This is a genomic window from Mesorhizobium sp. B2-3-13 (assembly GCF_006442195.1).
GTDB classification, from domain to species: domain Bacteria; phylum Pseudomonadota; class Alphaproteobacteria; order Rhizobiales; family Rhizobiaceae; genus Mesorhizobium; species Mesorhizobium salmacidum.
Window position 1 is genome coordinate 96,978 of sequence record NZ_VFVQ01000020.1, and the last position, 12,820, is coordinate 109,797.

At 64.2% G+C, this 12,820-nt stretch carries 17 protein-coding genes; 3 read left to right on the plus strand and 14 right to left on the minus strand.

The features are described from left to right. Positions 1-30: 30 nt before the first annotated feature. The 3 genes from FJ941_RS22590 to ykgO form a co-directional block, all read right to left on the minus strand. Complete coding sequence (locus FJ941_RS22590) at positions 31-1,098, minus strand: alpha/beta hydrolase (RefSeq protein ID WP_140509037.1); 1,068 nt, start codon at positions 1,096-1,098, stop codon at positions 31-33. An 83-nt stretch (positions 1,099-1,181) separates the two neighbouring features. Then, positions 1,182-1,829, minus strand: coding sequence for a tetratricopeptide repeat protein (locus tag FJ941_RS22595; protein ID WP_140509039.1), 648 nt, complete (start codon positions 1,827-1,829; stop codon positions 1,182-1,184). A gap of 109 nt (positions 1,830-1,938) precedes the next feature. After that, a complete protein-coding gene (gene ykgO / locus FJ941_RS22600) occupies positions 1,939-2,064 on the minus strand; it encodes a type B 50S ribosomal protein L36 (protein ID WP_006327841.1) in 126 nt (41 codons plus the stop codon). Positions 2,065-2,306: 242 nt separating this feature from the next. Here ykgO and FJ941_RS22605 point away from each other — a divergent pair, with 242 nt between their 5' ends. Continuing rightward, positions 2,307-2,729: a lysozyme inhibitor LprI family protein gene (locus FJ941_RS22605; protein ID WP_140509041.1), complete on the plus strand. Its 423-nt coding sequence runs from the start codon at positions 2,307-2,309 to the stop codon at positions 2,727-2,729. 73 nt (positions 2,730-2,802) lie between these two features. Here FJ941_RS22605 and FJ941_RS22610 read toward each other — a convergent pair whose 3' ends face one another. The 10 genes from FJ941_RS22610 to FJ941_RS22655 all read right to left on the minus strand — a co-directional run bounded on the left by FJ941_RS22610 (position 2,803) and on the right by FJ941_RS22655 (position 11,059). Then, positions 2,803-3,879 carry a 5-(carboxyamino)imidazole ribonucleotide synthase gene (locus FJ941_RS22610; RefSeq protein ID WP_140509043.1) on the minus strand — a complete coding sequence of 359 codons (1,077 nt, stop codon included), beginning with the start codon at positions 3,877-3,879 and terminating at the stop codon, positions 2,803-2,805. Then, a complete protein-coding gene (purE, locus tag FJ941_RS22615) occupies positions 3,876-4,373 on the minus strand; it encodes a 5-(carboxyamino)imidazole ribonucleotide mutase (protein ID WP_027141852.1) in 498 nt (165 codons plus the stop codon). The genes FJ941_RS22610 and purE overlap by 4 nt, the downstream gene beginning before the upstream one ends. Before the next feature lie 97 nt (positions 4,374-4,470). Further along, positions 4,471-5,376, minus strand: coding sequence for an anti-sigma factor (locus FJ941_RS22620; RefSeq protein WP_140509045.1), 906 nt, complete (start codon positions 5,374-5,376; stop codon positions 4,471-4,473). After that, positions 5,373-5,912, minus strand: coding sequence for a sigma-70 family RNA polymerase sigma factor (locus FJ941_RS22625; RefSeq protein WP_140509047.1), 540 nt, complete (start codon positions 5,910-5,912; stop codon positions 5,373-5,375). The genes FJ941_RS22620 and FJ941_RS22625 overlap by 4 nt, the downstream gene beginning before the upstream one ends. A 397-nt stretch (positions 5,913-6,309) precedes the next feature. Further along, entirely contained in the window at positions 6,310-7,515 is a 1,206-nt protein-coding gene (locus FJ941_RS22630; protein WP_140509048.1) for an aminotransferase class V-fold PLP-dependent enzyme, read from the minus strand. A 25-nt stretch (positions 7,516-7,540) separates the two neighbouring features. Continuing rightward, positions 7,541-8,002, minus strand: a complete 462-nt coding sequence (locus FJ941_RS22635) for a RidA family protein (RefSeq protein WP_027141856.1) — start codon at positions 8,000-8,002, stop codon at positions 7,541-7,543. 36 nt (positions 8,003-8,038) lie between these two features. Continuing rightward, positions 8,039-8,833 carry an amino acid ABC transporter ATP-binding protein gene (locus FJ941_RS22640; protein WP_140509050.1) on the minus strand — a complete coding sequence of 265 codons (795 nt, stop codon included), beginning with the start codon at positions 8,831-8,833 and terminating at the stop codon, positions 8,039-8,041. A 4-nt stretch (positions 8,834-8,837) separates the two neighbouring features. Further along, positions 8,838-9,488 carry an amino acid ABC transporter permease gene (locus tag FJ941_RS22645; protein ID WP_140509052.1) on the minus strand — a complete coding sequence of 217 codons (651 nt, stop codon included), beginning with the start codon at positions 9,486-9,488 and terminating at the stop codon, positions 8,838-8,840. 1 nt (position 9,489) lies between these two features. Beyond that, complete coding sequence (locus FJ941_RS22650) at positions 9,490-10,155, minus strand: amino acid ABC transporter permease (RefSeq protein ID WP_140509054.1); 666 nt, start codon at positions 10,153-10,155, stop codon at positions 9,490-9,492. Positions 10,156-10,228: 73 nt separating this feature from the next. Then, complete coding sequence (locus FJ941_RS22655) at positions 10,229-11,059, minus strand: transporter substrate-binding domain-containing protein (RefSeq protein WP_010911956.1); 831 nt, start codon at positions 11,057-11,059, stop codon at positions 10,229-10,231. Between the two features lie 170 nt (positions 11,060-11,229). Between FJ941_RS22655 and FJ941_RS22660 the strand changes: the two genes are divergently transcribed. Continuing rightward, on the plus strand, positions 11,230-12,018 hold the full coding sequence (locus FJ941_RS22660) for an IclR family transcriptional regulator (RefSeq protein WP_027141860.1): 789 nt from the start codon (positions 11,230-11,232) through the stop codon (positions 12,016-12,018). Positions 12,019-12,053: 35 nt separating this feature from the next. On the opposite strand, the gene FJ941_RS22665 is transcribed toward FJ941_RS22660, so the two are convergent. Further along, positions 12,054-12,257, minus strand: coding sequence for a YdcH family protein (locus tag FJ941_RS22665; RefSeq protein ID WP_027141861.1), 204 nt, complete (start codon positions 12,255-12,257; stop codon positions 12,054-12,056). Between the two features lie 239 nt (positions 12,258-12,496). Between FJ941_RS22665 and FJ941_RS22670 the strand changes: the two genes are divergently transcribed. Then, positions 12,497-12,676 (plus strand): YdcH family protein, encoded by a 180-nt coding sequence (locus FJ941_RS22670; RefSeq protein ID WP_027141862.1) that lies wholly within the window; start codon positions 12,497-12,499, stop codon positions 12,674-12,676. Positions 12,677-12,820 lie beyond the last annotated feature (144 nt).

The following is a 12,820-nucleotide window of genomic DNA, read 5'->3' on the forward strand; positions in this document are numbered from 1 at the left end:
CTTGCGATGACCATTTTCGGATGGCATGCATCAGGTCGGCGCGAGCTCCGCTCCAGGTTCCTTGATGTCGGCGCATTTGCCCACGCCATAGGCGTCGCCGGCAACCCGTGTCTCCACCTTCCTGGCAATCGCCTCCAGATCGATGTCCCTGCCGGCGACCCTCTCGACGGCGCCGATGACGAGGTCGGGGGCGATCCAGTCCGGCTTGTGACCGAGATTATGAACCCAGACGAGCTCGGCACCTGAGATGTCGCGCACCAGGCCAACGGAATGGATATGCGCGTAGACGACCTTGTCGCGATCGCCGGAGATGACCACGGCCGGCGCCGTGATTTCTTTGTAACGCGGCGCGGCGCCAAGCGCATAGCGATAGAGCCCGGCAACGTCGGTGGCATTGGCGCGGAAGGCCGATGGCCGCAGCACCAGCGGGATCGCGGCTGACGCGAGATAACTGTCCGGCACCTTGTTGGGCGAGAAGACGCAGGTCGTGGTATCAGCCATCTGCAACGTTCCCGCAGGATAGCTCAGGGTCTCGGAGAACAGCCGGCCGATCACCGGAATGATGGTCAGGTCGTAGTACCAGGACGTCGCGCCGCCCGGCCAGGGATGGGTTGCCGGTGCCAGGAAGACGAGGCCGAGCGTCTTGTCCGCATGCTCGCGGCCGAAAGCCGCCGTCACCACGCCGCCGAAGGAATGGCCGACAATGATTGCCTTCCTGATGCCGAGACGGTCCATCAGTGCGGCAATGGTTGCGGCTTGCGCCGATGGATCCTCATTGTTGCCTGGGCCGCGTCCCGACCAGCCAAAGCCCGGCCGGTCGAAGAACAGCATTTCGGCACGGCCTTCGAGCAGTGGCCTCAGCGGCAGCATCTGATCCCTGAGATTGGCGCTGGCGCCATGGATGAAGACGATCGGAGGCAGATCCGCATCGGCTGGGGCGGGAATGTGGACATAGTGGATGAGGGCGCCGTCGATGTCGGCGAATTCGCCGGCCGGCGGACTGCGGTGCTCGATCAGCCATGAGCCGACGCGGGTCACGCCGACAAGGGCAAGGACTAGCGCCATCAGGAAGGCGAGCGCGGCATAGATCAGGTTCATGCGGGGATATGGGAATGGAGGGGATAAGTAGGGGAGTAGGGGAGTAGGGGAGTAGGCGGCCTCTTCCCCTACCGCCTAGTCTATCAAATGCCTTCGCCGGCAAGCTCTTCCGACAGGGTGGCGACCTGGTTCTGGGCGCTGCGCATCATCGGGTAGATGGCCAGCACCTTTTGCCAGGCCTCGAGCGCCGATTGCTTGTGGCCTGTTTCCGCCATGATCTGGGCCAGGCCCGACAGCGCGCCGAAATGGCGTGGCTCGAGCTGCAGCGCGCGGTCGATGTCGGCCATCGACTTGCCGTAGTTCTTCATCATGAAATGCACGGTGGCGCGGCGGTTCCAGCCTTCGGCGTAGTTTGGCTGCAAGGTCACCACCTGGTCCAGGAAATCGAGCGCAACGTCGAACTTCCGATCGTTCATCGCTTTTTGCGACCACTGCATCATCAGGTCGATCGAGGCGCTGCCTGACTGGAACCATTCGTTCCAGATGTTGCCGGCAATGCGCTCGGCGGCCTTTTCGTTGCGCTCGCGTTTCAGGTCGGAGAACAGCTTGTCGATCCGCGCCTGCTTCGTTATTGGCGGGGCCGGAGTGTCCGGGGCCGCAGGCTGGGCATCGGAGGGCGCCGACTGACCATCCGTGGCTGCGACCGCGATCGGCCGATCACCGGCCTGCGTCGGCAGGGAGATGACGCCGGAAACCAGGAAAGTCGTCAAGAATGCAAAAAGGATCCGCATCGCCCGACTCTAGTCCCGGGCGGCGGAACCGCAAAGTGATTTTAGCGTGAGAAGATCGGCAGGCCGACAAACATCAATGGGCGGAGGCAAAAAGCCTCCGGCCGAAAACTCAACCCTGGCGCGCCTTGTAGCGCGGGGCGGTCTTGTTGATGATGTAGACGCGGCCCTTGCGGCGAACCAGCTGGTTGTCGCGGTGACGCGCCTTCAGCGCCTTGAGCGAATTCTTGATCTTCATGGTCTTGCCTGTCGGTGTGGACCCGGTTCCGGGTCGAAATTTTAAGGCGCGCCAGAAGACGCGCCTTTTGAACGGTGGGTGGCTCATAAACGAGGAGCCTTGCCCATGTCAACCGTAAGTCGATCGCAAGCGCGCTCCGCGTCCTGATATCATCAAATATCCGCCATGTCGGCCCCGTGGCATTGCGCGGCCATGAGCCGGCTGGGATGATGCCGTTTACTTCAAGTGATTTGGGGACGACCATGCGCCGAATATTCCTGTCCGCCTGCCTCGTCGTCCTGGCGGCGAGCGCGGCTGCCCGAGCGCAGGAATGCGACCGTTCCGACGACAGCCAGCAAATGATGAACATCTGTGCCGGCGAGGACTATCAGGCCGCCGACGCCAGGCTCAACAAGGCCTATCAGGACCTGATCAGCTCCGATGATGCCGAGGGAAAGAGATCGCTGCAGACCGCGCAACGGGCCTGGATCGCGTTCCGCGACGCCGAGTGCACGCATTCCACAGCCGCCAGCCAAGGCGGGTCCATCCATGCGATGGAGGTCTCGCAATGCCTGACCGGGCTAACCAATGACCGCATCAAGCAGCTCGCCGCCTCGGCCAATTGCGAGGAAGGCGATGCGACTTGCGCCAGTCCCGGCGAGGACGAGAGCGACCAGGTGCAATAGGCGTGTTTGGTATCAGAGCGGTTGCTACGCAATTCCGGACGGAAAATCTTTAGACACTTTTTCTGGAATTGCTCTAACCGCGGCGGCTGATGCGGGTGAAGTGGCCCATCTTGCGGCCGGCCCGGGCTTCCGCCTTGCCGTAGAGGTGCAGCATCAGGTCGGGCTCGGCGAGCAGCGTTGGAACGCGCAGCACGTCGTCGCCGATCAGGTTCTCCATCACGCAATCGGAATGGCGGTCGGGGCTGCCCAGCGGCAGGCCGGCAATGGCGCGGATATGTTGCTCGAACTGCGAAACGATGCAGGCGGCTTCGGTCCAGTGGCCGGAATTGTGGACGCGGGGCGCGATCTCGTTGGCCAGCAGCGAACTGTCGGCCAGCACGAAGAACTCGACACCGATGACGCCGACATAGTCGAGCGCCGACAGGATTTTCGTCGCCGCGTCTTTCGCGGCCCGCGCGGTCGCCGGCGCAATGCCGGCCGGCAAGGTCGATGTGTGCAGAATGCCGTCATGGTGCACATTCTCGGCCGGATCGTAGGCGGCGAGAGTGCCGTCCAGCCCCCGCGCGGCGATAACGGAAATCTCGCGCTCGAACGGCACGAAACTTTCCAGGATCAGCGGCACATTGCCCATCGCCTCGCAGGTGCCGGCGAAACCGCCGGCTTCGATGTTGCGGAAGACGCGCTGGCCCTTGCCGTCATAGCCCATGCGCCGCGTCTTCAGGATGCCGCTGCCGTCGAATGTCTCCAGCGCCGCCGCCAGCCCGTCGTCGGTGTCGACCGGACGGAAATCGGCAGTGGCGATGCCGATGCCGTTGAGGAATGTCTTTTCGCTCACCCGGTCCTGCGCCACGTCGAGCGCGCGCGGCGGCGGATAGACCGGCACCTTGGCGGCAAGCGCGGTTGCAGCGGCCACCGGCACGTTCTCGAATTCATAGGTGACGACGGCACTCGCCATGGCCAGTTCAGCAAGCGCGGCCGGGTCGTCATAGGCGGCCGTGATCTGCCGGTTGGCGACCTGGGCGGCCGGGCAATCCTGCTGTGGCTCCAGCACGACGGTGCGGTAGCCGAGGCGGGCAGCGGCCATTGCCAGCATGCGACCAAGCTGGCCGCCGCCAATGATGCCGATGGTCGATCCGGCGGGCAGGCTCACGGCGTGTCCGTCGGTTCGGCGGCGACCTTGGCGGTCTGCGAGGCGCGCCACGCGTCGAGGCGCTGGGCAAGCTTATCGTCATTGAGCGCCAGCACGGCAGCGGCCAGGAGGGCAGCGTTGGCCGCACCTGCCTTGCCGATTGCCAGCGTTCCGACCGGAATACCGGCCGGCATCTGGACTATGGAGAGCAGCGAATCCTGGCCCGACAGCGCCTTCGATTCCACCGGCACGCCAAACACCGGCAGTGGCGTCATCGCCGCCGTCATGCCGGGCAGATGCGCCGCACCCCCGGCGCCTGCGATGATCACCTTGTAGCCGGCCGCCTTGGCGCCCTTGGCGAATTCATAGAGCCGGTCGGGCGTGCGGTGCGCCGAAATGATCAGCCGCTTATGGGGGACACCAAGCGCCTCCAGCGTCTCCGCTGCCTGGCGCATCGTCGCCCAGTCGGATTGGCTGCCCATGATGATGGCGACGTCGGCGCGTTGATCGTTCAAGCTTCTGCTCCCGGCGACAAAGGCGCGCCTTAGCGGAATTCGCGCGGGGCCGCAAGGATTTCAGGCCATCGGCGAGGTGCCAACGGCCATATCCGGCTCATACCGCTGCTTTGCGGAAGCGGGCGACGAAGTCGTCGAGTTCGGGGCGCTCCATGTCGGAGATCGCCCAGTAGGAGAAGGCGCCGTCGCTCCAGTGCACCATCGAGAAGCCGCCGGAGGAAAGATCGTCCGGCTGGATAATCTTGCCGTCCTGCTGCGGTTCGGCGACGAGCGTGATCAGGTGCTCACGGTGGCGGTAGACCAGTGCCGGCACCGGCCGGCCTGATATCACCTCGACCCGGCCGCCGATGAGGGCGAAACCGTCTTGGGCAAGGTCCGGCGCGGGCGGCGAGACGCCGATCCGGGCGTCGAGCCAAGGCTTGACCGTATGGCGGTCGGCGGAAACGATGTCGATCGGGCTCGCAGCGAGCAGGCTGCGGCGATGGCCGCTGGCGACAGCGGCGGCAAAGCCGTCTTCCGCGCTGTTGAACATCACCCATTGCGTCGCGCCGCTGGCCAGCACCGCGCTGATCATGATCGACGCGGCCATGGCGCGCCAGTCGAACGAGCCGAAGCGGCGTGCCCTTGGCGATGTCCACGCCTGCGAAGGACGCGTCCCGGCTTCCGGTCGCTGGCCTGCGCTGGCAATCAATCCCGGGAGCTTCGACGGCGTGCCGCGCTGCGGCTGGGCCGCATCGGCTTGGTCCTGCTGGTCGGTGCCCGCCATGCCGATTGCTGCGATGCGGGTCCGAAAGGCGTCGCTGACTTCGGGGCGCGGCAAGCGGCTGACCGCGCCTCGCAAGGCAAGGATGCGGGCATGCTCGGCGGCAAGCCGGGGGTCGGTGGCGATGCGACGCTCCACGGCAAGGGCCGCCGCCGCATCGAGCTCGCCATCGACAAGGGCCTGGATCATCAGTCTGATACCTTCGGGATCATTGGGCAGTCCGTCGTCATGGCCGGTCATGGCGCTCTCCCCAGTTCAGATGCCAGCAGGCTACGGGCCCGGGCCAGCCTGGACATCACCGTGCCGATCGGCACGTCGAGCATGGCCGCAATCTCGCGATAGCTGAGGCCGTTAATGTCGCGCAGCACCAGCGTTTCGCGAAACGGCTGCGGCAGGGCAGCGATCGCCGCCTCGAGTGCCGCCGTATCGGCCTTGGCGATCAGGCTCGCTTCCGGGCCGTCCTCGTCGGGCAGGCTGGTGCCATGGGCCGCCGCCATGTCGTCGAGATCGCCGAGATCACCGACGGCCATCATGGCGCGCGGCCGATTGCGCGCCATCCAGGTGTAGGAGGTGTTGCGCACGATGGTCAGCAGCCAGGCACGGGCGTTGCCGCCGGCATAGCCTGACATGCCGGTATGCGCCTTGATGCAGGCGTCCTGCACGACATCCTCGGCGTCGGCGGCATTGCCGGTCAGCCAGCGGGCAAGCGCCAGCGCGTCGCCGAGATGCGGCAGCACCACCTGGTTGAAGCGCTCTGCCAGGGCCCTCTCGCTCAAAGCAGCACCATGATCCCCTCCGGAGCGGACAGGCCGTGCCGCCTCAAGATGCGACAGCGATTTTGCCTGGCTTGCAGGGGCAAAGCCCCCGGAAACGGGCAAAGTCGCTTGCCTTGCTGAAAGTGAATTCATCTGCCTCACCAGTGTCAAGCGCCATGAAAAGAAAGCGCGCCACGGAGGAGGGACTGACGACGGTCATGCTCGCCAGCGGATGACGGCGGCTGCCGCCGCAGCCAGGTTCGCTGTGCTCGCGATGATGGGCATGCCGATCTCCTCAACGCCAGCCGTGGCGTATGTCGAGGAGACTTGTTGAGGAGACGATTTATTCCCGCGCGGGCATATCCGGCTGTTCACGGTCGCGTGATCAGCCGGTGCTTTCGGCATGGTCGGTTGGCGATCAATCCGGCCAGCGCAAAACACCCGACGAATCCTTGCGCGCAATTTTCATCGCGTCGGCCGGGCGCTCCTTCGCGGTCAGCACGGCGCGCAGGCGCTCAGCGACGACGTCCGCCTCGCCCGGATGAAGGTTACAGGGGTCGAGGAAGAAATGGCCGCGCTCGACCTCATGGTTGCGCACGATGATCGGCGGCGAGCCGGCGGCAAGCGCCGAGGCAAGACCGGCGGCGGTGAAGCGGCTCTCGGGCGAGACGAATATCTGCAGCCGGTCGAGCGGATTGGCGGTGGGGTCGGGAATGATGATGGCGGCGATGCCGGGCAGTCCCTGCAAAGCGTCCTTCCACAGATTGAGTGCCGCCTCCTCACGCCGGCGGATGCCGGCATGGTCGCGCTTCTCCCAGGCTTCGAGCGCCGCCATGGTGCCGGCGATGCTTTCCTTGCCGACCTTCATGGCGCGGGCGACACCGCGGTTCTGCAGATAGGCTGATCGCACCAGGTCCTTGCGGCCGGTGACGATACCGCTGGTCGGCCCGCTCAGGAATTTGTGGCCGCTGTAGACGACGACATCGGCGCCGCGCGCGAGGAAACCGCGCAGATCGTATTCGGACGCGGCGTCAACGATGACAGGCACCCCCTTGGCGTGGCAGATCTCGCAGAATTCCTCCAGCGACAGCATGCCGTATTGCACGGTGTGGTGGGCGACGACGTAGAGGCCCGCCGCCGTGCGCTCGTTGATCGCTTCGCGCACATGATAGTCCTGGGTGACGCTGACCGTGCCGGCGGGCACCACCCTGGCGCCGGCGACGCGGACCGACTGGTCGATCGGCGCGCCGTAATTGACGATGTGGCCAAGCTGGATGATGACCTCCGATTTGAGGTCGCCGGTGTCGCCGGGCAGACGCTCGATGGCGAGCAGGTTGGTTCCGGTCATCGCGCCGGCAATCGCCATGGTGATGCCGCTTGCGCAACAGGCGGTGACGAAGCCGGCCTCGCCGCCGGTGAGGCGCGCGACAACCGTGCTCGCGGCGCGCTGCAGATCGTCCATCTCCACCCATTGCGAGGCCATTTCGGCCATGGCGTTGACGGCTTCCGGGACGATGATCGAGGCGCCGAGCGCGGTCATGGTGCCGGAGACGTTGATGATCGGCCGCAAGCCCAGCCGTTCGCGGATGGTGGTGTTGGAGCCGGTGTCGGAATAGGTTTTCATGTGAGCAAATCCCGTGGGTGGCAGGTCAGGCGGCGATCTCGACGACCGCTTCGATTTCGACGGTGATGTTTCCAGGCAGCGAGCCGACGCCGATCGCCGAGCGCGCGTGGCCGCCGATCTTGTCGAAGACATTAGCGAACAGGTCCGAACAGCCATTGACCACCTTTGGATGGTCGCTGAAGGTCGGCGTCGCATTGACGAAGCCGAGCAGCTTGACGACGCGCACAATGCGGCCGAGATCGCCGGCGGCGGCATGCATGACGGCAAGCAGGTTGAGCCCGGTCAGCCGGGCATGCTGATAGGCCTGCTCGACCGTCACATCCTCCCCGACCTTGCCGGTGCAAAGTGTGCCGTCGGCGCGCAGCGGCCCCTGGCCGGAGAGGAATATCAACCGGCCGCTCTCGGCATGGGTGACGAAGTTGGCGATCGGCGTCGGCGGCTCGGGCAGCGTCAGGCCGAGTTCGGCGAGCCTGATATAAGGCGTCATGGATGAAGGCTCCTTGGGCGGCCTGGCCGCCTGAGTTTAGAAGTGCGAGGCGCGGAAGCGCGCCAGGAAAGTGCGGAGGCGCTCGTTGGTGGTCTCCGTCGCGAGGATCTCCCTCGGCGGCCCGACGGCGCTGACGCCGCCGTCGGCCATGAAGACGATGCGGCTCGAAGCGTCGCGGGCGAAGGCCATTTCGTGGGTCACCATCAGCATGGTCATGCCGTCCTCGGCCAGGCTGCGCACCACCGCCAGCACCTCGCCGACCAGTTCGGGATCGAGGGCGGAGGTAATCTCGTCGAGCAGCAGGATCTTCGGTTCCATGGCCACGGCGCGGGCGATGCCGACGCGCTGCTGCTGGCCGCCGGAGAGTTCAGCCGGCAGGCTGTCGGCCTTGTGGGCGAGGCCGACGCGGCCGAGCCAGTGTTCTGCGATCGATCGCGCTTCGGCCTCGATCTTTCCCCGCACCTTGGTCAGGCCCAACATGATGTTGCCGGCCGCTGTCAGGTGAGGGAACAGGTTGAAGCTCTGGAACACCATGCCGGTCTCGGCACGCATGGCGGCAAGATCGCGCTCGCTGCGGCGCTGGCGCGTTCCGGCCTCGCGGTAGCCGACCTCGTTGCCATCGATGCGGATCGAGCCGCTGTCGTAGCTTTCGAGGAAGTTGACGCAGCGCAGCAGGGTGGTCTTGCCGCTGCCGGAAGGGCCGATGACAGTCACCACCTCGCCGCGCTTCACCTGAAGGCTGACGGAGCGCAACACCTCGACGGTGCCGAAGGCTTTTGAGACGTCGCGCACGTCGAGCAGTACCGGACCGGCGTTTTGGGCTTCGGACATCGTGCTAATCCCGGATGAAGGAGAAACGCTGCTCGAGCCGCCGGCTGGCGAGCGAGAGTGCGTAGTTGACCGCGAAATAGATGAGCGCGCCCAGTATATAGAGCGGCATCGCTTCATAGGTACGGCCGATGACCTGGTTGATCGCCTGCATCAAGTCGGTGATGCCGAGCAGCGACACCAGTGCGCTGCCCTTGACCGCGTCGGTGACCCCATTGATCCAGGGCGGCAGGAAGCGCCTGAAGGCCTGCGGAAAGATGACGTAGGTGAGCCGTTGGCGAAAGGTCAGCCCGATCGCCATCGCGGCCTCGGACTGTCCCTTCGGAATCGAGCCGACCGCGCCCCTGAGATACTCGATGACCTGCGCCGTCTTGAACAGAGTGAGCGCGGAAACCGCGGCCCAGAACGACGGCAGATGCAGCCCGATCGCGGGCAGGCCGTAATAGACGAAGAACATCAGCACCAGGATCGGAATGCCGCGAATGGTGTCCGAGAAGATGCGCACCGCCCAGCGCAGCGGCATTGGCCCGTAGACCAGGCCAACGCCCAGCAGGACGCCGGCGATGAGCGACAGAACCACGACCAGCAGCGAGACCCACAAGGTCACGGCGAAGCCTGCGGCAAGGAAGGGCAGTGCGTAGAGGATCTGGCTCAGCATGTCAGCGCGCCGCCCTGAACCGGCGCTCCACGAGCCGCAGTCCAAAAAGCAAGATGTAGCCCGTCACCAGATACATGGCGGTGGTGACCAAGTAGACCTCGACGATGCGGAAGGTGTTGAAGTTGATCCACTGGGCGCCGAAGGTGAGTTCCGGCACCGAGATGACCGAGGCGATCGAGGTGTCCTTGAACAGCGAGATGAAGGTGTTGGAGAGCGCCGGCAGCGTGATGCGCAGCATGGTCGGCAGGCGCACATGAAGCAGCCTTTGCCAAGGCGTCAGGCCGATCGCCTTGCCGGCGTCGAGCTGTCCGCGCGGGACAGCCTCGAGGCCCGAGCGAAACACCTCGACCAGATAGGCGCCGCTATAGACCGACAGGGTCAGCACAAATGAGGTTGGTGCGCTGTAGGCCAGGTCGACCACGGTCGGCAGGCCGTAGAAGACGAGATAGACCAGCAGGATCAGCGGCACGTTGCGGATGAATTCGACGTAAGCCGCGATCACCGCCCGCACCACGCGTCCGGCCGAGACATACCAGACCGCGAGCACCAGACCGATGACGACGCCGATGGCGATCGAGATCACGGCAAGTTCGAGGCTGAGCAGCAGGCCGCCCCAGAGCTTGTCGAAATGCCGCCAGATCAGGTTGAAATTGAGGGCATAGCCCATGCATCCGCCTCGGTGTGAAGGGCGTCGAGTCGATTGCGGAAGGACTGGAATGCCGCCCTTCCGCAATCCGGGATCAGATGACCGGGAAGCCGGGGTGACGCGCCGGCGGTTCCTGGCCGAAATAGTCCTTGAAGGCTGCGTCGTAGAGCGCTGATTCATGGCCGAACATGGCGATGGTGAAGGTCTGGTTGACGAAGGTCAGCCAGTCGAGATCGCCTTGCCGAAGTGCTGCGCCGTAAAGCATCGAATACCAGCTCTTGCCGGCATCGAAATACTTGTCGGGATTGCGCGAGGCGAGCCAGCGAACGGTGGACAGGTCGACAGCGGCAGCGTCGGCGCGCTTGGATTCAAGCGCCTGCAGCACGTTGGCCTGAGTGTCGATCTGCAGCACCTGCGCCTGTGGCAGGGCGTAGTGGACCGAGCTTTCGGCGTCGACATTCTGCAGGATGGAAATCCGGGTCGCCGAACCGCCGGCGAGCAGCTTGTCGAAGGTCTTGTTCTCGGCGGTCGGCAGCGTCAGCAAGGCAACGCCCTCGACATAGTAGGGTCGGGAGAAATTGATCAGCTGCGAGCGCTGGGCCGTCATGGTCATGAACTGGATGGTGATGTCGACCTTGTTGGTGGTGACGTTGGGAATGCGCTGCGCCGGATCCTGCATGACGAACTCGACCTTGGTCGGATCGTCGAAAAGGCCCTTGGCGAGGATGCGGCCCATGGTGATGTCCATGCCGACCAGTTCGCCGGCATCGTTCTCGAAATGCCAGGGTGCGTTGGTGCTGCCGGTGCCGACAATCAGCTTGCCGCGGTCGAGCACGGTGCGCAGCAGGCTGTCGGATGCGGCTTGCGCTGCGGCCTTCTGGGCATCGACGGTTGCCAGAACGCCTGCCGTCGCAAGTCCCGCCATTCCCAATTTCAGAAAATCACGTCTTCCGGATGTGTCGTTCACGGCGACCTCCTTTCGTGTTGTGTTCCCCTATGCACAGGCCATGCACGCGACAGCGACTATCAAAGATTGTCCCTTACAAGAGACGCATGTATCCTGTACAAGACAGATACTAACACCGGGAATCGACAATGCAAGATGGTAGTGTTTTGGCTGTTTCAGCCGACGAGAAGACGCCGGGCTCCCGTGAAAAGGGTCTCAACCGGGTCCTGGAGATCCTGGAGTTTCTTCACACGACGCAGCGTGCGATCGGCATTGGCGATCTCGCCAAGGGGGTCAATGCGCCGCGTTCGACGACCTACACGCTGGTGCGGTCACTGGTCGATGCCGGGCTGCTGGAAATGGCCGGCGATGGCAACCGCGTCTATTTCGGCAAGAAGCTCTACCTCTACGGAATGGACTATGTGCGCGGCAACGACCTGTTGCGGCGCGGGCGCCAGGAGGTCGATCATCTGTCGCGCGAGACCGGCGAGACCTCGGAACTGTGCATGCTGCAGAGCGGCCGTTACACGATCGTCCACTCCAGCCCCGGCACCAGGCCGTTCCGCATCAGTTCGGCCACCGGCCTGCAGATACCGCTGCCCTGGACCGCCTCGGGCCGGCTGCTGCTTGCGGGGCTGGATAGGGCAGCGATCGAAGCCATGGTGTCGGACGACGATCTCGTGCTGCCCGACGGCCGCAAGCTGCGGCTCGAGGATTTCATCGCCGACATCGCAAAGGCAGGGGTGACCGGCTACTGCGTCACCTCGGGTCTGGTCGACGCCTATACGAAATGCCTCGCCGTGCCGGTCTTTTCAGCGCCAGGCAAGGTCGAGGCAACGATGTGCCTGGTGGTTCCGATCGACACGTCGGAGGAGCGGACCGCCGATCTCATCGGCCTGCTGCGCGGCCGCGCCGCCGGGCTTTCGATTGGCGGATAGGCGGAAAGTGCCGGCGAGCGCGGGCCGGTTCCGTCTCAGGCGATGATGTCTGGAATGATCTTGTCTTCCAGCTTCATCAGCCGGTCCTTGAGGGCCAGCTTCTTCTTTTTCATGCGCTGGATCTGCAGCGGGTCGCAATTCATGGCGATCATCGCGTTGATCGCGGCATCGAAATCGGCGTGTTCCTGCTTCAGCCGGGAAAATTCGAGGCGAGTATCGGCCTGTTCCTGATCGGACATTCTCTACCGTCTGCACGTCTGCGGCGCCCAAAACTGGGCTTGGTTGGGCGGGGGCGGCAATTTCTGCCACCGGCGCGCAGCCCATATCACATTTCACGTTGTCGTGGAATGCTACCACGCAGCATTCGACATCGCTGCCTGATGGTGGCACACTGTCATTGTGCCGTCACAGATGCGACCTGCGGTGGACGTGCCTTTGACGGCTGCAATCGAGGAAACCATGAAAGGGAGAACCAATCATGTCTCTTGCATCCCATCTTGATGAGTTGCAGCGGAAACACGGCGACATCGAACGCGAAATCGATGACGCGATGAACCACCCGTCGGTGGACGATCTCGACATCGTAAATCTCAAGCGACGCAAGCTGGCACTCAAGGATGCGATTGAGAAACTGAGGGCGCAACCAACCTCGCATTGACGCTCACCTGACATAGCCGCTCACCACTGGCGGTCTTCCTTGCCGGCGGCACCTGCCGCCGGTGCAGTGGTTTTAATTTCAGCGATTCCATAAGTCGAAGCTAATATCCTTCAGGCTCATTTGTGCCCGGCCGCCGTCAGGTCG